Here is a 20799-nt window from a genome sequence, read left to right on the forward strand (position 1 = left end):
AAGCACTGCGGACCGCGGGGCGGCTAGAAGGCGCCGCCGCCGCAGTCTTCGGAAGGAGACGTCGCGCCGTCCTCGGAACACAGCCGGTGGGCCGAGTTGTAGAGGTCCTGCCAGACCGTTCCCGGCCCCGAGGCGACGAGCGTGTACGTGGTGCTGGAGAAGTTCGACGTGGCGAAGCCCATGACGTCCGGGCCTCCGTGGACCAGCTCCAGCAACTCCGAGACATCCTTGCGCGTGAAACGCATCGGGGACCTCCATGCGGCGGGTGGAACGGCGGGTGGGAAGGCGCGGCGCTAGTAGCAGCCGAACGTGGAGCGGTCCTCGGCGGTGACGGTGCCGCCGTCCTCGCAGGTCCACTGGTACGTCCAGGAGTTCTGCCAGACGGCGCCGCCGCCGAAGGAGGGGACCATCGTCCAGGTGGCACCGGCGAAGGTCGAGGTGCCGTGGCCCTGGACATCCGGGCTGCCCTGCACCGAGCTCAACAGGTCGCTGACGTTCTTGCGCGTGTAACGCATGGGGGGCTCCGGGTGTGGCGTGGAGGGCGGGGGCGCTAGTAGCAGCCCACCTGGGACGCGTCCTCGAACACGGTCTGGCCGCCGTCCTCGCACATCCGGTGGTTCGGGTTGTAGATGTCCTGGTAGATGTAGCCGCCCGCGGACGGGGTGATGTTGTACGTGTAGCTGCCGACGGTGGACGTCCAGAAGCCCACCACGTCGGGGTTGCCCTTCACGGTGTCGAGCAGCTCGGAAACGTTCTTGCGCGTGTACCGCATGGTGATGCTCCAGGGTTGAGGGGGATCCGGCGGAGCCCGGAATCCTAGGAAGGGACCGGGGAGCGAGCAAGCCAGGGGAGGGCGGGGGTCCGGAAGTGTCAGGAAAAACGCGCGACTTCCTGTTTCACGGTCTCGCCTGACCCACGGCCGGCAGCCGGGCCCGCACCGGGGCGCTGGGAGGGCCCCGGTGCCTGCCCGGCCTACTCCCGCGCTTCGGTCAGCCCTGGCGGGCAGCTGAAGGTGGCTGGCACGGACCACAGCTCGCGCTCGCCGGTGGCGTCATAGGCGGTGAAGAAGATGCGATGGCCCACGCGGGTGAACGAGTCCGGAAAGGCGACGTCCGCCAGCCGGCCCTGCGTCGCCACGGAGCCCCGGGTGAAATAGGGGAAGGCGAGCCCGCCTTCGTCCGGCGTGCCGCCGAACAGGACCTGGCCCGTGCCGGTGGCGAACAGCGGGTACCGGTATCCGTACTCGACATAGGCGTTGTCGAAGAGCTCGCGGGTCCCCGCGGCCGTTCCGTTCGTCGCCCACAGCGACACGGCCCGGGCCACGGGGGCGTCACTCAGGATGACCAGGGAGAAGTAGATGTCGCCGCCGGAGACCACCGCCGTCCGCACGGCAGGATACGCGTACTCCTCGGACGCATAGGGATTGGGCAGGGTGGTGATGTGCGTCTTGCCACCGCCGCTCAAGGAGAGCCGGTCGATGCGCAGCCGCTTCGTCTCCGGGCTGTCCACGGCCGTCAGATAGACATACGCGCCCAGCGTCCCGAGCAGGTTCACGGGCCTGCCGAAGGCTTCCAGCCGGACGGTCCCCGCCGCGGTGCCATTCGTCTTCCACACCTCGTGGTTGGGGCCGTCATCCAGGATGAACAGCGGCGTCTCACCCGGGCGGCTCACGTCCCGGACGTAGGTGAAGCCCGCGTCCAGCCGCTTGACGGAGGTGGTCCCGGCCAGCGTGCCGTCGGTGCGCCACAGCGTGGTGCCCGTCTGCTCGGAGAAGAAGAAGAGCAGCGCGTTGCCGACCTTCAGCTTGTAGTAGCTCAAGCCGGTGAAGGCGCGGAAGTTCCGCACCCGCAGCGTGCCGGCGGACGTCCCATCGGACCGCCACAGCTCCGGCCGCGACTCGTTCGCCGACACCGGCACCCAGCGGAAGAACACCAGGCGGCCATTGAGCTCGTAGGCCGGCTCCAGGACGGAGTCGTCCACGCCGGGGGTGATGTCCTTGACCAGCCGGGTCCCGCCCTCCGTCCCGTCGCTGATCCACAGCTCCATGCCGGTGTCCGGCGTGCGGGTCTGGAAGAAGAGCCTGTTGCCCACCGCGACCAGGTTCGTCGGTTGGTAGACGCCGGGCGGCCCCGGGAACACCTTCACCTGGACGGTCCCTGCCTCCGTGCCGTCGCTGCGCCACAGGACCGAACCGGTCTCGAAGGTGGAGGTGACGAAGAAGAGCGTCCCCTGGACGTTGGTGAGCTCCCCCGCGAAGCCGCCGGAGTCCGGAGGCAGGAGGGACGCCACCCGGGACGCCACCCCGGGCGGGCAGGCCTGCGCAGTCACCTCGCCTGACAGCGCATCGCCCTGCGAGGGCCCACAGCCCACCCCCGCCAACCCGAACCACAGCAGGATGCTCCAATTCCTGACATACATGCCTTCTCCTTCCGGACCACGAAGGTCGGACGGTGGGACGCAAGGCTTTGCGTTCCAAGAGGCACCGCGAGGAGGTGGGAGTGTTTCGGGGCCTTTCGCCGCTGACGCGGGCGCGCAATCCCTACCGGAGCCGAGGCAGTCCGAGGAGGTAGGTGATGGTCATTCCCTGCGCGCGATGAACCCCGGTGTGCCAGCGGTAGCCATTGGCATCGAGCCCCTCCGTCAGCTCCTCCAGGTCCTCCGGCGCGTAGGTCCGCAGCGACGACACCACGCCATCCCAGAGGATGAGCAGGGGGATGATGGGCACCAGGTAGGTGAGCAGCAGCCGCCACCAGCGCACCGGGCGGATGAGCGGGGTGAAGCCCCACACCAGGGGGATGATGAGCAGCAGCTGGATGAGGACATAGGGCAGGGAGCGCTGCGTGAGCTCGAAGGCGGCGATGGGGACCCCGCGCGAGGCGGCGTCCGCGAGCAGGGCGCGCGCCTGCTTCGGGCGGAAGTGATGCAACGCCTCGAAGAGGGTGCGCAGCCCCGTCAGCTCCTCCGGGATGCGGGTGACGTCGACCGGGGTGTCGCGGTACCGCGCGCCCTCGGGCAGCTCCGGCACCGGGGTGGGGTGGAGGTCCGTGAGGACGACCTCGGCCTCGGGATGCACCTTGCGCAGCACCGGGAGCAGCGTGCGCCAGGGGCCGCCCGTGCCGGAGCACAGGTCGATGACCCGGTTCGTGCCGGTCATGCGCAGCAGCTCCCCCAGCTGTGGGGCCACGGCGTCGTAGGGCCGCGTCCGGTCCAGCACGACGTGCAGGTAGTCGACCTCGCCCCGGCGCAACGGCGCGGGCAGCCATGGCTGGTCGAGGAACTCGAAGAGGTGGAGGCGGGGGAGCAGTCGCATCGCGAGGAGGATAGAGCCTCCTCGCGATGCCAGTCCCCTGAAGCCCTCGGGAAGGAGCGCGGGTGGCTTCTGGGTCCTATCTCGCGAACGCGGGCGAGGCGGCCCACTGGAACGTCACGCTCTTGGACCCGGGCGTGACCTGGCGCTCCGGCCAGGTCCTCGGCGTTGGCGGTGGGATGCGCGTGAGCCGAAGCCCTAGGGCCCCCGGAGCGTTCAACACTCCGGGGGCATGGGGCCGTGGATTACTGCCCCAGGACGACGCGGAAGATCCGCTCGTTGCTGTTGTTGGGGATGCTGTCCTTGTCGCCCTGGTTGGTGGTGGTCAGCCACAGGTTGCCGTCCAGGGTCGGCTCGACGGTGCGCAGCCGGCCGTAGGTGCCCACGAAGAACTGCTGCACGTTGGTCAGGCTGGAGCCGCTGATGACCTCGCGGTAGAGGCGCGCGCCGCGGGCGCAGGCCACGTAGAGGACGTCGCGCACCACCGCGATGCCGGAGCAGGAGCCCTCCGCCGTGGAGTAGGTCTGCTTCGGCGCGATGTACCCGGCCGTCGCGCAGCCCGACCCGCCCTGCGACACCGTGCCCTCGCAGTTCGGCCAGCCGTAGTTGCCGCCCTTCTGGATGAGGTTGGTCTCGTCCATCACGGAGTTGCCGAACTCCTGCTCCCAGAGGCGGCCCTGCGAGTCGAACGCCAGCCCCTGCGGGTTGCGGTGGCCGTAGCTCCACACGTAGTTGCCGAAGGGGTTGTCGGACGGGACGGTGCCGTCGGCGTTGAGCCGCAGCACCTTGCCGGCCAGGTTGTTGACGTCCTGCGCGTACGCGCCGTTCTGCGCATCCCCGGTGGACGCGTAGAGCTTGCCGTCCGGTCCGAAGCGCAGGCGCCCGCCGTTGTGGAACTTGTTGCGGCCGATGCCCTGGAGCAGCACCTGGAGCGACGCGGTGTTCAGGGCGCCGTTCTCATACCGCAGGCGCACGATGCGGTTGTCGGTGGGGGAGGTGTGCATCACGTACAGCCACCGGTCGGTGGAGAAGGTGGGGGAGAGGGCCAGCCCCATCAGCCCGCCCTCGCCGTCGGTGCTCTGCACGTTGGGGACGGTGCCCACGGACGTCTTCTGGCCCGTCGCCGGATCCAGGCGAACGAGGTCCTGCGCGTCCCGGCGGCCGTAGAGCACCGAGCCGTCCGGCAGGTTCACCAGGCCCCACGGGATGTCCGTGTCGGTGGCGACCTGGGTGACGGAGCAGACGGGGTTCGCGCAGGCCTGGCCGGTGGTGACCGTCGCCGCCGGGCTCTGGGCGGACGCGTTGCCCTGGGCGTCACGCGCGAGCACGGCGTAGCTGTAGGCCGTGTTCGGGGACAGGCCGCTGTCGACGAAGGTCGTCCCGGGCGGCGAGCCGGCCGCGGTGCCAATCTTCACGCCCCCGCGGAACACGTCGTAAGCGCTCACCCCCACGTTGTCGGTGGACGCGCTCCACGTCACGGTCACGCTGGTGCCGGAGGCGGTGGCGGTGACGCCGGCCGGAACGGTGGGCGCCTGCGTGTCCACCTGGCACGGCGGCGGGGTGATGGAGAGCGTGGCGCTGCCCTGGGAGACATTGCCCGCCGCGTCCCGCGCATTCACATACAGACCCCAGGTCGCGCCGGGGACCACGGTCAGGCCGGTGGACACGACCGCGCCGGAGACGGACTTCATGAGCTGGCCGTCGTGGTAGACGTCGTAGAAGGCGACGCCCTCGTTGTCCGTGGACGGGGACCAGGAGAGCGTGGCCGTGTTGCACGTCACGTTGGACAGCGCGAGCCCCGTGGGCACGGTGGGGGGCTGGCTGTCGGGCGGCAGCGACCACTGCTGGTTCGTCTGGCCGTTGCAATTCCAGACGATGACCTTCGAGCTGTTGGCGGTGGCCTGGCCGGACACGTCGAGGCACAGCGCGGACGCGGTGTGGACGACCGCGCTGTTGGCGTCGCGGACCCACCGCTGGTTCGCCGTCCCATCGCAGACGACGCTGACGGCCCGGGCTCCGGCGCCGGCGGTCTCCGGCTGGATGCACCGGGCGCCGTCGAACACGCGCAGCTCGCCCTCGGGCGTGAACAGGAACCGTTGGTTCGCCTGCCCGTGGCAGTCATAGATGTGGAGCTCCTGCCCCGGCGTCTGGCTGTTCTGCGCCACGTCGAGGCAGCGGCCGGACTGCACGCCGATGAGCCGGGTGCCCGCGGTCACCGCGGCGGCCTGCGTCTGGGGTTCTGGGTCGTTCTCCGGCTTGCCTTCACAACCCACGACGGCGACCAGGAGTCCGGCCACCAGGTAACGAATGTGCATCGAGAGGCTCCTTTGCATTCCTCTTCTTTCAAGGAATTCAAGGTGTCCCTCAAGTGAACTCTCCGGGACGTCTGCCCGGGTGTCCACCGGGCCACGTCCCTGGCTTTTCCTCTCGATGGCTACTTCTTCGCGCCCCGGCCCTTGAGCAGCTTCTGGCCCAGCGTGAAGAGCAGCACCAGCACGGCGCCGGCGCCCAGCCCCACCGCGGCGTTGAGCAGCATGGGGGCGAGCCCGCCCAGGACGCTTCCCACGCCCGGCACGCGCCCGGCCCAGGCGGAGAAGGACTCCTCCGCGTGGTGCAGGCCGGAGACGCCGTGCACGAGGATGCCGCCGCCCACCAGGAACATGGCCGCCGTCCCCGCCACGGAGAGGAACTTCATCAGCCACGGCGCCGCGCGGAGGATGCCCGCGCCCAGGCCGCGCGCGAAGCCGCCGCCCTTGCGGCTGAGGTACAGCCCCGCGTCGTCCAGCTTCACGATGCCCGCCACGAGCCCGTACACCCCCACCGTCATGATGAGGGCGATGCCCACCATCACCGTGACGCGGGTGGCGAAGTCCACCGCCGCCACCGTGCCCAGCGTGATGGCGATGATCTCCGCGGAGAGGATGAAGTCGGTGCGCACCGCGCCCTTGATCTTGTCCTTCTCCAGCGCCACCAGGTCCACGCCCGGGTTCACCAGCGACTCGCGCAGCTCCGCGTGGTGCGCCTCGTCCTCCTCCTTGCTGTGGAGGAACTTGTGGGCAAGCTTCTCGAAGCCCTCGAAGCAGAGGAAGGCGCCGCCCACCATCAGCAGCGGGGTCACCAGCCAGGGCACCAGCGCGCTGATGGCCAGCGCCGCCGGCACCAGGATGGCCTTGTTGACCAGCGAGCCCTTCGCCACCGCCCACACCACGGGCAGCTCGCGGTCCGCGTTCACGCCCGTCACCTGCTGCGCGTTGAGCGCCAGGTCGTCTCCCAGTACGCCCGCCGTCTTCTTCGCCGCCACCTTCGTCAGGATGGAGACGTCATCCAGGAGGGTCGCGATGTCGTCGATGAGCGCAATCAGGCTGCTGCCTGCCATGGAGGTCTTCCGGGAGAGGAGGGGGGACGTCGCCTACGGGCCTGCGGAATTAGCACAGCCAGGGGGGGCCGCGCTCCAGCGACCGGAGGTCACCCTCCCCGCGGTACGTCCAGCGGCAGCACCGTGGTGAAGGTGGCGCCTCCGCCCTCCGTGGGCTCCAGGTGGAGGCTGCCCCCGTGGGCCTCCGCGATGTGGCGGGCCATCCACAGGCCCACCCCGAAGCCGCCGTGGTGGCTCGCGGGGACCGCGCGCTCGAAGCGCCCGAAGACGCGCTCCTGGTCCTCCTGGCCCACCCCGTCGCCATGGTCCCGGACCGCCAGGCTCACCCGGCCCGCCGCGCGCGCCACGCGGACCTCCACGGGCCTGCCCGTCCCGAACTTGAGGGCGTTGTCCACCAGGCTGTCGAGCAGCTGCTCCAGCCTCGCGCGGTCGAAGCGCCCCACCACCGGCAGGGGCGCCTCCAGGGTGAGGACGCAGTCCGCGCGCAGGGCCTTCTCCCGCGTCCGCGCCACGACGGCGGCCGCGAGCTCCGCCAGGTCCACCTCCTCGCGGGAGAGGTCCAGCGGGCCGGTGACGAACTCCGACACGTCCACCAGCTGCTCCACCAGGCGCGCCAGGCGCTGGAGGTGCTTCTGCGTCGTGCGCGCCTTGCCCCGGGTGGCCTCCGGCGTCACGTCCGCGTCCGGGACGTCCAGGCTCCGCACCAGGGACTGGATGTTGAGCGAAAGGGCGCTCACGGGCGTGCGCAGCTCATGGCTCACCAGCCGGAGGAACTCGTCCCGCGTCCGCAGGGACTCGCGCAGCGAATCCCTCTCCACCTCGTTGCGGACCACCTCCCGGCGCACGCGGGCCATGTCCAGCTGGGTGCGCACCCGCACCAGCAGCTCGCGCGCGGAGAAGGGCTTCACCAGGTAGTCATCCGCGCCGCTGCGCAGGCCCTCCACCGTGGCCTCGTCGCCCGCGCGCGCGGACAGCAGGATGATGGGGATGGCGCGCGTGCGCTCGTCGGCGCGCAGCGCGCGCACCAGGCCGAAGCCGTCCAGCACCGGCATCATCACGTCGGAGAGGATGAGGTCCGGCGGCCGGACGCGCGCCTGCTCCAGCGCCTCCTGCCCGTTCCTGGCGGTCTCCACGTGCGGGAAGCCGTGCTTGAGCAACCCCGTGACGTAGGTGCGCAGGTCGGCGTTGTCGTCCACGAGCAGGATGCGGGAGCGCGCGAGCTCCGGAGAGGTCTCCGGCGAGAGGGGCTCCAGCGCGAGCTCGTCGCCGAGGGCGTCCGGGGCGATGACGTCCGTGGCCCAGCGGCGCGCCTCCTCCACGAAGAGGGCGGCGCCCGTGGGCACCGGACCCGGCCGCGGGGCGCGCTCGACGCGCTCCGGGGGCAGGTGCGCCGTCCCCCGGGGCAGCCGCACGGTGAAGGTGGTGCCCTGGCCGAGCGCGCTCGTCACCGCGACACCGCCTCCGTGCAGCTTCACCAGCTCCTGCACCAGCGCCAGGCCGATGCCCGTCCCCTCGTGGCTGCGGCCCTGGGTGACGCGGACGCGGTAGAAGCGCTCGAAGACGCGCGGGAGCTCCTCCTCGGGGATGCCCACCCCCGTGTCCTCGACGCGCAGCACGGCCTGCGCGTCCTCCCAGCGCAGGCTCACGCGGATCTCCCCGCGGTGGGTGTACTTCACCGCGTTGGAGAGCAGGTTGAGGACAACCTTCTCCCACATCTCCGGGTCCACGTAGACGGGCTCGGGCAGGGGCGGGCAGTCCACCACCAGCCGCAGGCCCGCGCTCTCCACCGCGGACTGGAAGGCGCTCGCGAGGCTCGTGGTGAAGGCGGACAGGTCCACGGGCGCGTACCGGGCCTGGGCCCGCCCCGCCTCCATGCGGGAGAAGTCGAGCAGCGTGTTGACCATCTTGAAGAGGCGCAAGGCGTTGCGGCGCACCAGCTCCAGCGGCTCTGCCTCCAGCGCCTTCGGCGTCCGCGTCAGCGCGTCCTCGACGGGCCCGAGGATGAGCGTGAGCGGCGTGCGGAACTCGTGGCTGACGTTGCTGAAGAACGCGGTCTTCGCCGCGTCCAGCCGGGCCAGCTCCTCCGCCCGCTGCTTCTCCTGCTCGTAGGCGCGGGCGCTGGAGATGCTGGCGGACAGCTGCCGCGCCAGCAGTTGCAGGAAGCCCCGGTACTCTTCGTCCAGCGCGAGCAGCGGGCTCAGGCCCGACACCAGCACGGCCAGGGTGTCGGTCTCCGCGCCCATGGGCACCGGGAGGAGGAGGGCGCGCGTCGTGGGCTCCGGCCAGGGGCCGCCGGGGAGGGGACCGAAGCGCCGTGCCAGGTCCTCCAGCAGGACCTCCTGCCGCGTCTCCATGACGCGCGCCAGGGGCCAGGAGGACGTGTCGCCCGCCGCCAGCGTCACGGGCGCGGCGGCCAGCCCGCGCTCCAGGCCCGCGCAGCTGACCCGCCGCGCCTGGCCCGCCTTCACCACGTAGAGCAGCGCGAAGGGCACGTCGTGCGCCGCCTGCGCGAGCACGGCCTCCAGCGAGCGGAAGACGCCCTCGACCGTCTTGTCCAGCGCCGTGCGGATGGACAGCTCCCGGAGGATGGCCAGCCGCCGGTCCCCCACCACCTGCCGAGTCGTCTCGCTGGCGATGGCGAACATGCCGGCGATCTCCCCCGACTCGCCGATGGTCGGGTTGTAGGACCAGGTGAAGTAGGACTCCTCCCGCAGGCCGCCGGGGCGGCGCGCGAAGTTGACGTTCCCGTCCTCGATGTAGATGGGCTTGCCCGTGTCCTGGGCGCGCTGGATCAACGGGCCCAGCTGCCCCCACTCCTCGGCCAGCGCCTCGCTGCCGCGCGCGCCCAGCGTCTGGGGATGCTTCGCCCCCAGGATGGGCCGGAACGGGTCGTTGTAGAGCATCCGCAGCTCGGGCCCCAGAAGAGGATGATGGGGTAGGGCGAGCGCAGCATCGTGCTGACGGACGTCCGCAGGGACTGGGGCCATTGCTCCGGCGGGCCCAGGGAGTGGGTGGACCAGTCGTGGGCCCGCAACATCGCGCCCATGTCGCCGCCGTGCTGGAGGAAGGGCTCCTCCGTGGCCGGCCCCGCCGCCGGCGTGGGCTCCGGGAGGGGCGCGCGCGGGGCGGGCGCGGCGGCGCCCGGGGCCGCTGTTCGCGCGGAAGGGTGAAGTGGAAGGTGGTGCCCCCGCCCTCTCCGCTCTCCACCCAGACGTGCCCGCCGTGGCTCTCCACGATGCCCTTCGTGATGGAGAGGCCCAGGCCATGACCGTCGCGCCGCCGCTGCGACGCGTGCCAGTAGCGGTCGAAGAGGTGCGGCTGCACGCTGGCGGGGATGCCCGGGCCGGTGTCCGCCACGCTGAAGCGCAGGTCGTCCGTGCCGGGCTCGCTCCCCACCCGCAGGTGGAGGCTGCCCCCGGCGGGGGTGAACTTCAGCGCGTTGGACAGCAGGTTCCCGAGCGCTTGAAGGAGGCGCTCCCGGTCGCACCACAGGGTGAGCCCGGGCTCCTGCTCCACGATGAGGCGCAGGCCCTTCTCCGCCGCCTGGGGCTCGAAGAGCTCCCGGGCATCGCGCAGCAGCGCCTCCACCGGCTGCGGGCGGACCTCGATGGCGAGCGTCCCGGTGTCGATGCTCGCCAGGTCGAGCAGGTCCTCGATGAGCCGGTTCATCCGGTCCACGGAGCGGCGGATGGCGTCGGCCTGCTTGCGCGCGCGGGCGGTCGCCTCGGATTCGGGCGGCAGCCGCTGGAGCAGCTCCGTGGCGGCGCGGATGGCGGTCAGCGGCGAGCGCAGGTCATGGCTGACGACGGCGAGCGTCTCCTCGCGCAGCCGCGTGCGCGGCGGGACTCCTCCAGCAGCCGCTCCGCCTCCGCCGCGTGCGCGCGCTCCGCGAGCAGGTCTCCCGCCGCAGCCGCGCGACCGTGAGCTGGGCGTTGACGCGCGCGAGGAGCTCGTTCGCGGAGAAGGGCTTCACCAGGTAGTCATCCGCGCCGCTGTCGAGCCCCGCGATGGTGGCCTCCTCGCCCGCGCGCGCGGACAGCAGGATGATGGGGATGGCGCGCGTGCGCTCGTCGGCGCGCAGGGCCTGGACCAGCTCCAGGCCATTCACCCCCGGCATCATCACGTCGGAGAGGATGAGGTCGGGGGATGGCGCGCGCGGCGGCGAGCGCGGCCCCGCCCTCGTTCACCGCCTCCACGCTCCAGCGGGGTTCCAGCAGCCGGGTGAGGTAGGCGCGCATGTCCGCGTTGTCGTCCACCACCAGGACGCGGGCGTCCGCGCGGACGGTGGACCGCGGCGCGACGGGCGCGGCGGCGCTCCACTGGGAGAGCTCCGCGAGGAACGCGCCGGGGCCGATGCCGGTGGACGGGAGCGCCGGCTCCTGCGCGTCCGGCTTCCGGGGCAGGTGCGCGGAGCCGGTGGGCAGGAGGACGTGGAAGGTGCTCCCCTGGCCTGGCGTGCTGGTCGCCGTCACGCGCCCCCCGTGCAGGTGCACCAGCTCCTGCACCAGCGCCAGGCCGATGCCGGTGCCCTCGTGGCTGCGCCCCCGGGCGCCCTCCACGCGGTGGAAGCGCTCGAAGACGCGGGGCAGCTCCTCCTCCGGGATGCCGATGCCCGTGTCCTGGACGGTGAGCTCCACCTGCGCGCCGAGCCACTTCAGCGCGAGGCGGATCTCCCCCTGGACGGTGAACTTGAAGGCGTTGGAGAGCAGGTTGAGGACGACCTTCTCCCACAGGGAGGGGTCCACGTAGACGGGCTCGGGCAGGGGCGGGCAGTCCACCTCCAGCCGCAGGCCCGCGCGCTCCACCGCGGACTGGAAGGCGCTCGCCAGGTCCACGGTGAGCGCGGAGAGGTCCGTCGGGACGAAGGACACCCGCGCGCGCCCCGCCTCCAGGCGGGCGAAGTCGAGCAGCGTGTTGACCAGCTTCTGCAGGCGCAGGCCGTTGCGGCGCACCACCTCCTGGCGCTCCCGCTGCGCCGGAGGCAGGGGCTGCCGGTCATCCGCGAGGCCGTCCTCGATGGGGCCCAGCATCAGGGTCAGCGGCGTGCGGAACTCGTGGCTCACGTTGCTGAAGAAGGCCGTCTTCGCGCGGTCCAGCTCCGCCAGGGCCTCCGCCCGCTGCTTCTCCTCTTCGTAGGCGCGGGCGTTGCCGAGCGCCGTCGCGAGGTGGTCCGCCACCAGCCCCAGGAACCCGCGGTAGTCGTCGTCCGGGGCGCGCCTCGCGCTCACGCCCGCCACGAGGAAGCCATACGGGTGCTCGGCGCCGGCGCGCGTGATGGGGAAGAGCCACGCCGTGCGGGGAGACTCCGGCCACCTGCCGCCGGGCAGCGGCCCGAAGCGCGCCTGCACGTCCGGGACGAACCGGGGCTCCTGGGCGTCGGTCGCCTCCGCGAAGGGCCACGCGGCGCTGTCGGTGCCGAAGCGCGCGGCGGGCGTGGCGGTGTCCTGCCCCCAGCCCGTCGTCGCCACCAGCTCCAGGCCCTGGCCCGCGTCCCCCTGGCGGTACAGCAGGGCGAAGGGGATGTCCCAGCTGTTGGTCTCCAGCGCGGCCGCCGCTTCGCGCCAGGCGTCCTGTTCGCGCTTCACCGCCCCCGCCCGTGCCGCCAGGTCCCGCAGCGTCCGCAGCCGCCGCTCGCCCAGCACCCGGCCGGTGGTCTCCGTGAGGGTGACCAGCACGCCCCCGACGCCGCCGGTCTCATCCCGGATGGGGCTGTAGGAGTAGGTGAAGTAGCACTCCTCGAGGTAGCCGTTGCGGTCCAGCGGCAGCATCCAGTCCTCGGAGCCGACCGCCGTGCCCTGCCTCACGCCCTCGAACATCGGGCCGATGATGTGCCAGCTCTCCGCGAAGGTGCTCTGCGCGCTGTGGCCCATGGCGGCCGGGTGCTTCGTCGCGCCCAGCACCGGCCGGTAGCCGTCGTTGTAGAACTGGACCAGCTGGGGGCCCCACGCGATGTACATGGGGAAGCGCGACTCCAGCAGAATGCTCACCGCCGTGCGCAGGGACTGGGGCCACGTCCCGGGCGCTCCCACGGGAGTCCGCGTCCAGTCGATGGAGCGCATGAGCGCGCCCATCTCGCCTCCGCCCTCGAGCACCGCCGCTGCCTCGCGGTGGCGCACGTCCGACGTCTCGGTTTCGCTGGAGGCAGTGGCGCTCGGGCGGGTCGAGGAGCTCATCGAGAGCGTTCGTTACCACACGCGCAAACGGGGCAGGCGGAGCGCCTGGAACGAAGGTTGGCCCCTCGACGCAGGGTCTGGAGGCCGGCCGTCCGGCCCCCTCTTCATGGGCACGGCTGCTCGCGTGCCCTCCATCAAGGCGGGCGGACGGTCATCGCCCCCGGCGCGCGGCGTCGACGCTCCAGATGCCCGAGCCGTGCGCGGCGATGTAGAGGAACCCGAAGCAGTAGAGCGCCGCGAGCTCGCCCTGGTTCACGAGGGGGATGAGGTTTCCCCCGTGGGAGGCCACGTGCCCGAGGAAGAAGGCGAACGCCATCGTGCCGCTGGCGATGAACGCCGCAGGGCCGGCGAACAGCCCGAGCGCGATGAGCGCGCCGCCCACGAACTCGATGGTGCCCGCGCCGTAGACGACGAAGGGCGGCGCCCCCGCGGGCACGCCGCCGAACAGGCCGAAGAGCTTCTGAAGGCCGTGCTGCATGAACATCAGCCCGGCCATGATCCGGAGCAGCGCGTAGATGCGTTCAGCGTGGGGCCGCAGGAAACCCATGACGTCCTCCGAGCGTAGCGATGCAAGCAGTGTACGGCCGCCCTGACAGGGTCGCGGCCACCTGGGGCGCGTGCCCGGTGATTGGGAGGCCCGGCGTCAGCGCGTGAACAGATGTCCGTGGACGCCAGGACCGGCGGCGCGCAGCTGCTCCCGCGCGACGTCGATGGTTTCGAGCAGGGCGATGCTGCGCTCCAGCGGATGCAGGGGGGACTCCCTGAGTCCCTCGGCGATGTGACTGGCGACCGCGACGGCCTGCCAGGCCAGTCCCTCGCTGCCCTGGAGACCGGAGGGGTCGGTCCAGCGCAGCCGCTGGTCCGACCTCGCGGCCTTCAGCGTGAAGCCGCCGGGCGTGAAGAAGCGCGAGTCGAGCTGGAGGCGCGCGTGCGTCCCCGCGATGACGGCCTCCTGGGGCGTCTCCGCGAAGAGGGTGGTGTGCAGCAGCGCCTGGGCCCCCAGGGCGTAGGTGAGGACGAGCGCCGCCTGCCCATCCACTCCGGTCTGGGTGAGGGAGCCCGTGGCGTGAACGTGCGGGGGCGGGCCCAGCACGAAGTGCGCGAGCCAGATGGGATAGATGCCGATGTCGAGCAGGGCGCCCCCGCCGAGCGCGGGGTTGAAGACGCGGCCTTCGGGGTCGAAGTCGAAGCGGCCGCCGAAGTCCGCCGTGACGAGCCGGATGTCCCCGAGCACGCCGTCACGCAGCAGCCGTTCGATGAGCAGCGTCTGGGGGAGGAAGCGGGACCACAGGGCCTCCATCGCGAAGACGCCCGCGGCGCGAGCGGCCCGGGCGATGTCGCGGGCCTCGGCGGCGTTGAGCGCGAGCGGCTTCTCCACGAGGACGTGCTTGCCGGCGGCGATGGCGAGCAGGGCCTGGCGCTTGTGCTCGCTGTGGGGAGACGCCACGTAGACGATGTCGACGTCAGGGTCGCGGACGAGCTGCTCGTAGGACGCGTGGACGCGCGGGATGCCGTACTGCGAGGCGAAGCGTGAGGCGCGCTCGGGGTCGCGGGAGGCGACCGCGTGGACGCGCTGGTCGGTGTGCTGATGCAGGGCCCAGACGAAGCCCCCGGCGATCCGGCCGGGCGCGAGCACGCCCCAGCGCAGCACGGGACCTCCACGCAAGGGGATGGCGTCAACGGAGGGGAGGGCGGTCGGGAAGGAGCTCACGGCCCCGAATCTAGCCGCCAGGTTCGGGTCGCCGTCACACCCGTCGGCGCAGTGGCTCCCGGGCAGCGAGCCAGTGCGCGGGGATGGAGGAAGGCCCGGCGCTCAGGGCAACGATTCCGCCCACCATGGCGCAGGTGGTGTCCCGGTCTCCGAAGCCGGCCACCGTGCACCAGAGGGCCTCCTCGAAGGAGTCGAGGTGCCTTGCCGCGCACCACACGGCGAAGGGCACGGTGTCCTCGGAGATGACCTTCTGACCGCTGCCCAGCGTGCGCGCCGCGGAGGAGGGACTGGCATCCCGCGGCCAGGCCCGGGCCTTCTCCAATCCCAGACGCGTGGCGCCGGAGGGCGTGCAGTCCAGCACCGTGTCGAAGAGCTCCATCGCGGAACCTCGGGCTTCCTGCCACTGGCAGGCCCACGCGGCGGCGACCGCGATGGCGATGGCACCCGCCTGCCCCTCCGGGTGCAGGTGTGTCACCTCCGCCGACGCGCGCGCCTCCGCCACCACCCGGCCCAGGTCTCCCGCGAAGTACGCCCCCAGGGGCGCCACGCGCATGGCCGCTCCGTTGCCCATGGAGCCCTGGCCCTCGAAGACCTCCGCGGACACTTCACGCCAGGGCAGCCCGAGCCCCAGCTTCCACAGGATGTCGTGCGCGGTGGCGCCATAGCCGCGGTTCTTGTCGCGGCGGTAGCGCTTCGCGAGGAGGTCCGCGAACGCGTCCTGGTGGACGTGCCCGTGGTCCTCCAGCACCTGGACCAGGGACAGCGTCATCTCGGTGTCGTCGGTGTATGCCCATGGCGCGCGAGGCAGGAGCCGCTGCTCCACCCAGGGCTGCACGCGCTCGTGCGGACCGAAGAACCGCTCGCCAAAGGCATCCCCGACGGACACCCCGTCCAGCGAGACGAGGGCGCGAGCCATTCGCGCCGGGGCGTCCATGGGCTTGCGTGGAATGTCATTCATGCGAGGTCGCCCAGGGACGCCTCGCTGCCCGCCCGTTTTCGCCGGTTTCGATAGGCATTTAGGGTGTTCCCTGCCACGTCGTCACGCCCCAAGAGGGCCAGGAGCCAGCCATGTCGCCGACGCTGAAGTGGGTGCTCGGAGCGCTCGTGGGACTTCCGTTGATGTGCTGCGGTTGCGGCGGCATGTGGGTCCGGAGTCAGTTTCCCCACGAGGAGGCCCTGGCTCGCGTGGTGAACCACCGCCAGGTGGTCCAGTCGCTGGGCTCGCCCGTGAGCGGCGCCTTCTTTTTCTCCGGCAGGACCCAGTCTCGCGGCGATGATGCCCTCGCCGAAATGGAGATTCCGCTCTCCGGAAGCAAGCAGGACGGCGTGCTCCATGTGAAGGCCGTTCAGACGAGCAAGGTCTGGGGGTTCAGCCGCCTCCGCGTGGTGGCCAAGGATGGCAAGGTCATCAACGTCCTGAACGAATTCTGAGCTGTCCAATCAATGACAGTTGCCAGCGGGGCTCCCAGCATGTGCAGCCGCGGGCACCGGTCCCGGGAGCGCGCCGGTGCGGAGCTCGAATCCCGCACCGGGCCTCCGTCACTTCAGAGCAGCTTCGCCATGATCTGCTGCTCGCGCTGCTCGAGCTTGATCGAGTCGAGCGTCCAGCCGATGAGCTCGTCGGCGGCGGACACGTCGAAACCAAAAGCGCTGGCGGCATCCTTCACGGCCTTGCGCTCCTCGTTCGCGATCTCACCGTCGGCGCAGGCCACCTCGACGAGCATGCGCAGCAGGGAGACCCGCAGCTCCCGGACTTCAATCTTCCGGACGATGTCCGTGAGGTTGCCGGGCTTCTTGAACTCCGCTTCGATGATGGCGGAGACCTGCTCATCCCGGGGCGACAGCCCCATGCCCCTCACCACGTCATCGAGCTGCTGACGCTCGTCCTCGGTGACGCGGCCATCGCTCGCCGCCACGTTGGCCATGGCCTGGACGAACGCCAGGAGCTGCTCCTCGGGATACTCGTGCGACATATCGTCTCCAGATAGGACAGGGCTGCTGGGGAACCCAGGTTAATGGTCGCCCGCGCGGAGCGAAAACGGATTTCGTCCGGAGGCGACGACCCGTTGACGCCGCCGCCCTGCTCCCTCGGCGGGAGGGCGCGGCGCAGCCGCTGTCGTCACAGGCAGCGGCGGGAAGCACCTGGGAATCAGGCCGCTGCGCACCGGACACCGGGCCCGCCTGGGCTCGGCGCCCAACGAGCAGGTCATCGCGCTGTTCGCGTTGACCAGGTCGGGACTTCCGGCCGAGGGCCGCGGTGCCTACGGCGCCTTGATGACGTCGGTGAGGCGCAGGTGGCGGGGCTGGGCCTGCACGCGCTCGAACCAGGCGCGGATGGCGGGATGGCGGGACAGGTCGAAGCGGCCCTCCTCCGCCACGTGCGTGTACGCATACAGCGCGATGTCCGCGAGGCTGTAGTGCTCGCCCGCGAAGAAGGGCCGCTTGCGCAGCTCACCCTCCATGACGTCGAGCGCCGCGTAGCCCTTCTGGATGCGCTCCTCCAGCTCCTTCTCCTTGCCGGCGGGGACACCGAAGAAGCTGAGCCACGCCCGGGCCACGGCGATGTAGGGCTCGTGGCTGTACTGCTCGAAGAACATCCACTGGAGCATCCGCGCCCGCTCCAGCCGGTCGGTGGGGATGAAGGGCGTGCCCTCGGCGAAGTACCAGAGGATGGCGTTGGATTCGGCGAGGAAGACCCCGGGCTCCAGCTCCACGGTGGGGGTCCGGGCAATGGGGTTCATTGCCTTGAACTCCGGCGTGCGAGTCGCTCCCGCGGAGAGATCCACCTCCTGCGTCTCGAACGGGATCGCGAGCTGGTGCAGCAGCAGACGGACCTTGTAGCAATTCCCGGAGGGGTGGAACTGGTAGAGCTTGACCATGGGCGGGAGTCTATTCCCGGGCGCGCCCCCGGACGTGCGGACTCTTCGCGGGGAGCCAGCGTCCAGGCAGGCTCAGCGCCGCCTTTGCACCCTCCACCCCCGCTCCTCATCTTCCGGGGAGGGGAAGGCTGGACTGGAGCGGAGGCGCCACGTGCTGCAGGAAACCAGGACCACACCATCGCAGGACGTGGGGCGCGGGCTGCTGGGCGCGTTCATGGTCACGGCCGGCACGGGACATCTCTCCTTCGCGCGAGGACCCTTCCAGGCGCAGGTGCCGGACTGGGTGCCCATGGACAAGGACACCGTGGTCCTGCTGTCTGGAGTGGTGGAGATAGGGCTCGGGCTGACCCTGCTCTTCAACAAGCGGCACCGGGCCCTCGTCGGGCTGGGACTGGCGGCCTTCTTCGCGGCGGTCTTTCCCGGCAACCTGCATCAGTACGCGAAGCACCTCTCGGCGTTCGGACTCGATACGGACACCAAGCGGCTGGTGCGGCTGTTCTTCCAGCCCGTGCTGATGGGTTGGGCGCTGTGGTCCACCGGCGCTAGGAAGGCGCGGCGGTAGGCGACCGGCGCACGGACGTTCGCCAGTCATTGATGACAAGTCTATCAAGCTCCGGCGAATTCCCGGTGATGATTTCCCGAAATCCAAACACCCTCGCCCGCTGCGCGGTCAGCGGTACAGTGCCGCCCTTTCGCGAAAGGGCGGTGTTCGCATGGGCTGCTATGTGTTGGGTCTCCAGGAGATAGACCAGACGCAGGTCGCGCTCGTTGGCGGCAAGGGCGCGCATCTGGGGGCGCTTTCACGGATCGACGGCATCCGCGTGCCGGCTGGCTTCTGCGTGACGACGGAGGCCTTCCAGCGGGTCCTCGTGGAAGCGCCGTCGTTCGACGCTCAGCTCGAGCAGCTGTCGCGTCTGAAGCAGGACGACCAGGAGCAGCTCCGCGCGCTCAGCTCGGAGCTCCGCCAGACCCTCGAAGGAACCTCCATGCCTGACGAGCTGGCGGCGGCCATCACCCGCCAGCTCGTCCAGTTGGGAGAGCACGCCGCCTACGCCGTCCGCTCGAGCGCGACGGCGGAGGACCTGCCGACGGCCTCCTTCGCGGGCCAGCAGGACACGTATTTGAACGTCGTGGGGCTGGCGGCGATCCTCCAGCACGTCAGCCGGTGCTGGGCCTCGCTCTTCACGGAGCGGGCCGTGACCTACCGCCTGCGCAACGGCTTCGACCACCGGAAGGTCCGCATGGCGGTGGTGGTGCAGCGGATGGTCTTCCCGCAGGCGGCCGGGATCCTGTTCACGGCGACCCCATCACCTCCCACCGGAAGCTCGCCTCCGTGGAGGCCAGCTTCGGGCTCGGCGAGGCCCTGGTCTCCGGCCGGGTGAACGCGGACGTCTACAAGGTGCGGGACGGCGAAGTCACCGACAAGACGGTCGGCACCAAGCAGCTCGCCATCCAGGCCTCGCCGGGAGGCGGGACGCAGGAGCAGGCAATTGAACCGGAGCGGCAGCGGCAGCCCTCGCTGACGGATGCGCAGGTCGTGCGGCTCGTGGAGCTGGGCCGGCGGATCGAAGCGCACTTCGGCTGCCCCCAGGACATCGAATGGTGCCTCGCGGACGATGACTTCCAGTTCGTCCAGAGCCGGCCCATCACCACGCTGTTCCCCATCCCCGCGGCTGGCGACCGGGAGAACCACGTCTACCTCTCCGTCGGCCATCAGCAGATGATGACCGACGCCTTGAAGCCCCTGGGGCTCTCCCTGTTCCAGCTGACGGCCATGCGGCCGATGTACGAGGCCGGCGGGAGGCTGTTCGTCGACGTCACCCAGAACCTGGCCACGCCCGCGGGCCGCGCGGGCCTCCTGGGGCTCGCGGGGAAATCGGATCCGCTGACCGGGGACGCGCTGCGGACCCTCATCGGACGCAGCGACTTCATTCCGTCGCTCCCGGACGAAGGGCCTCGCGCGGCGCCGGCTGGCGCCCCAGCCCCGCTCGAGACCGACCCGGCCATCGTCGACGAGCTGATCCGCCGCAGCGAGGACTCGCTCGCCGTCTTGAAGCGCGACATCCGGACGAAGTCCGGAACGGCGCTGCTCGACTTCATCCTGTCGGACCTCCAGGAGCTGAAGCGGCTCTTGTTCGAGCCGCGGAGCTTCCAGGTGATCATGGCGGGGATGGAGGCCACCTGGTGGCTCAACGACCAGCTGCAGGCGTGGCTGGGTGAGAAGAACGCGGCGGACACGCTCACGCAGTCCGTCCCCCACAACGTCACGTCGGAGATGGGGCTGGCGCTCCTGGACGTCGCGGATGTGATCCGCCCGCATCCGGAGGTGGTGGCCTTCCTGCAGGACGCGAAGGACGAAGGCTTCCTGGAGGAGCTGCCCCGGCTCGCTGGCGGAAAGGAAGCGCGGGACGCCATCCAGGCCTGGCTTGATAAGTACGGCATGCGCTGCGTCGGTGAGATCGACATCACGAAGCCGCGCTGGAGCGAACGCCCCAGCACGCTCGTGCCCCTCATCCTCGGCAACATCAAGAACTTCGAGCCGGGCGCCAGCAAGCGGCGCTTCGAGCAGGGGCGGCAGGAGGCCTGGAAGAAGGAACAGGAGGTGCTGGAGCGCCTGCGGGCCTTGCCGGACGGGGCAGGGAAGGCCGAAGAGACGAAGCGGATGATCGACCGGGTCCGGACCTTCGCCGGCTATCGGGAGTATCCGAAGTACGGGAAGATCAACCGCTACTTCGTCTACAAGCAGGCCCTGCTGAAAGAAGCCGGGCGCCTCGTGCAGGCCGGCGTGGTGCGTGAGAAGGAAGACATCTTCTACCTCACGTTCCAGGAGCTCCAGGACGTCGTGCGCACGAACCGGGTGGATGCGCGGCTCATCCGTCAGCGCAAGGACACGTTCCGGTCGCAGCAAGCGCTCACGCCGCCCCGGGTGCTCACGTCGGATGGCGAGGTCCTCAACGGGGTGTACCGGCGCGACAACCTGCCGGCAGGCGCGCTGGTGGGCCTGGCGGTCTCGGCCGGGACCATCGAGGGGCGGGCCCGCGTCATCCTGGACATGGCGGAGGCCAACCTCGAAGCCGGCGACATCCTGGTCACCGCCTACACGGATCCCAGCTGGACCCCCCTGTTTGTCGCGGTCAAGGGACTGGTGACGGAGGTCGGAGGCCTGATGTCCCACGGCTCGGTGATCGCGCGGGAGTACGGCCTGCCGGCCGTCGTGGGGGTGGAGCAGGCCACCCGGCGGATCCGGGACGGACAGCGGATCCGCGTGCACGGAACGGACGGGTACGTCGAGCTGCTGTCCTGATGTGCCAAAGGCGGGTTCGAACCCGCACGTTCATGCGGCAGTCGTGAGA

General features: G+C 70.8%; 14 protein-coding genes and 2 pseudogenes. 3 read left to right on the plus strand and 13 right to left on the minus strand.

Going from position 1 to position 20799, the window contains the following annotated elements; translation table 11 throughout:
* Positions 1 to 23: 23 nt before the first annotated feature.
* From ACLEQD_RS00955 to ACLEQD_RS01005, 11 genes and pseudogenes are all read right to left on the minus strand, one after another.
* Positions 24 to 245 carry a hypothetical protein gene (locus ACLEQD_RS00955; RefSeq protein ID WP_410380996.1) on the minus strand — a complete coding sequence of 74 codons (222 nt, stop codon included), beginning with the start codon at positions 243 to 245 and terminating at the stop codon, positions 24 to 26.
* Between the two features lie 48 nt (positions 246 to 293).
* Positions 294 to 515 carry a hypothetical protein gene (locus tag ACLEQD_RS00960; RefSeq protein WP_120523628.1) on the minus strand — a complete coding sequence of 74 codons (222 nt, stop codon included), beginning with the start codon at positions 513 to 515 and terminating at the stop codon, positions 294 to 296.
* Between the two features lie 35 nt (positions 516 to 550).
* Entirely contained in the window at positions 551 to 772 is a 222-nt protein-coding gene (locus ACLEQD_RS00965; RefSeq protein ID WP_338266477.1) for a hypothetical protein, read from the minus strand.
* Positions 773 to 972: 200 nt separating this feature from the next.
* Positions 973 to 2418 (minus strand): hypothetical protein, encoded by a 1446-nt coding sequence (locus tag ACLEQD_RS00970; protein WP_410380998.1) that lies wholly within the window; start codon positions 2416 to 2418, stop codon positions 973 to 975.
* Positions 2419 to 2539: 121 nt separating this feature from the next.
* Complete coding sequence (locus ACLEQD_RS00975; protein WP_410381000.1) at positions 2540 to 3310, minus strand: hypothetical protein; 771 nt, start codon at positions 3308 to 3310, stop codon at positions 2540 to 2542.
* A gap of 242 nt (positions 3311 to 3552) precedes the next feature.
* The gene (locus ACLEQD_RS00980) at positions 3553 to 5622 is read right to left on the minus strand and encodes a PQQ-dependent sugar dehydrogenase (protein WP_410381001.1); all 2070 of its coding nucleotides are present in this window, start codon (positions 5620 to 5622) and stop codon (positions 3553 to 3555) included.
* Between the two features lie 119 nt (positions 5623 to 5741).
* Positions 5742 to 6683, minus strand: coding sequence for a DUF808 domain-containing protein (locus ACLEQD_RS00985; protein WP_410381003.1), 942 nt, complete (start codon positions 6681 to 6683; stop codon positions 5742 to 5744).
* Positions 6684 to 6772: 89 nt separating this feature from the next.
* Positions 6773 to 12856: pseudogene (locus ACLEQD_RS00990) on the minus strand (ATP-binding protein).
* A 151-nt stretch (positions 12857 to 13007) separates the two neighbouring features.
* Complete coding sequence (locus tag ACLEQD_RS00995) at positions 13008 to 13403, minus strand: DoxX family protein (RefSeq protein WP_410381005.1); 396 nt, start codon at positions 13401 to 13403, stop codon at positions 13008 to 13010.
* A gap of 96 nt (positions 13404 to 13499) precedes the next feature.
* Positions 13500 to 14507, minus strand: a complete 1008-nt coding sequence (locus ACLEQD_RS01000; RefSeq protein WP_410381007.1) for a Gfo/Idh/MocA family protein — start codon at positions 14505 to 14507, stop codon at positions 13500 to 13502.
* A 94-nt stretch (positions 14508 to 14601) separates the two neighbouring features.
* Positions 14602 to 15483, minus strand: coding sequence for an ADP-ribosylglycohydrolase family protein (locus tag ACLEQD_RS01005; protein WP_410381009.1), 882 nt, complete (start codon positions 15481 to 15483; stop codon positions 14602 to 14604).
* Positions 15484 to 15635: 152 nt separating this feature from the next.
* Between ACLEQD_RS01005 and ACLEQD_RS01010 the strand changes: the two genes are divergently transcribed.
* A complete protein-coding gene (locus ACLEQD_RS01010; RefSeq protein ID WP_410381011.1) occupies positions 15636 to 15998 on the plus strand; it encodes a cytochrome c oxidase assembly factor Coa1 family protein in 363 nt (120 codons plus the stop codon).
* Positions 15999 to 16111: 113 nt separating this feature from the next.
* Here the strand turns inward: ACLEQD_RS01010 and ACLEQD_RS01015 are convergent, their stop codons facing one another.
* Together ACLEQD_RS01015 and ACLEQD_RS01020 are read right to left on the minus strand one after the other, a co-directional pair.
* Positions 16112 to 16540, minus strand: coding sequence for a DUF533 domain-containing protein (locus ACLEQD_RS01015; protein ID WP_410381012.1), 429 nt, complete (start codon positions 16538 to 16540; stop codon positions 16112 to 16114).
* Between the two features lie 288 nt (positions 16541 to 16828).
* Positions 16829 to 17446, minus strand: coding sequence for a glutathione S-transferase family protein (locus ACLEQD_RS01020; RefSeq protein ID WP_410381014.1), 618 nt, complete (start codon positions 17444 to 17446; stop codon positions 16829 to 16831).
* Between the two features lie 151 nt (positions 17447 to 17597).
* On the opposite strand from ACLEQD_RS01020, the gene ACLEQD_RS01025 reads away from it, so the two are divergent.
* Positions 17598 to 18008, plus strand: coding sequence for a hypothetical protein (locus tag ACLEQD_RS01025; RefSeq protein ID WP_410381016.1), 411 nt, complete (start codon positions 17598 to 17600; stop codon positions 18006 to 18008).
* A gap of 151 nt (positions 18009 to 18159) precedes the next feature.
* Positions 18160 to 20750: pseudogene (rph, locus tag ACLEQD_RS01030) on the plus strand (rifamycin-inactivating phosphotransferase).
* Positions 20751 to 20799 lie beyond the last annotated feature (49 nt).

The sequence above is a fragment of the Corallococcus sp. 4LFB genome, assembly GCF_046520365.1.
GTDB classification, from domain to species: domain Bacteria; phylum Myxococcota; class Myxococcia; order Myxococcales; family Myxococcaceae; genus Corallococcus; species Corallococcus caeni.